We start from the raw sequence: 541 nt of genomic DNA, 5'->3' as shown, positions 1-541 counted from the left end.
ACAACGCTCAATGCACGAAGCTTGCGCCCATCGAACAGTGCGTCGGCGACGAAGTCCATGCTCCAAATCTGATTCATCGCCGTGACCAGATGCTTGGGTTGGCGTAACTGTGCCGACTTGTTCCGCTTTGGCCGTTTGAGCCTGAGCGACAAGCCTTCTTCCTGATACAGTCGATACACCCGTTTGTGATTGTCCGGCCAGCCTTCGCGCCGTAAAAGAACATGCACCCGTCGATATCCGTAATGCACTCGGGTCTTTGCAATGTCCTTTATTCGCAGCAACAGTGCCGACGAGTCGCGCGCCACAGACTTGTAACGGTACAGCGAGCCTGACATCCGAAACAGTGCGCAGGCCTTCGTCAAACTCGCGCCATATCGGTCTCGCAACTCGTCGATGAGCAGTCGCTTGCGCGAAGGCTTTAAAGCTTTTTTGCTAAAACGTCCTGCAACATCGTCTTGTCCAAACTCAGGTCGGCCACCAAGCGTTTGAGCTTGCTATTCTCTTCTTCTAACTGGCGCAGCCGGCGCAACTCGGATGGCCC

General features: G+C 54.9%; 1 pseudogene. It reads right to left on the bottom strand.

Going from position 1 to position 541, the window contains the following annotated elements:
* Positions 1–541: pseudogene (locus WM40_RS27355) on the bottom strand (IS3 family transposase); the annotation flags it as partial.

Source organism: Robbsia andropogonis, assembly GCF_000970345.1.
GTDB classification, from domain to species: Bacteria; Pseudomonadota; Gammaproteobacteria; order Burkholderiales; family Burkholderiaceae; genus Robbsia; species Robbsia andropogonis.
The sequence above is the reverse complement of the archived record's forward strand: the minus strand, read 5'-3'. Positions and strand labels throughout refer to the sequence as shown.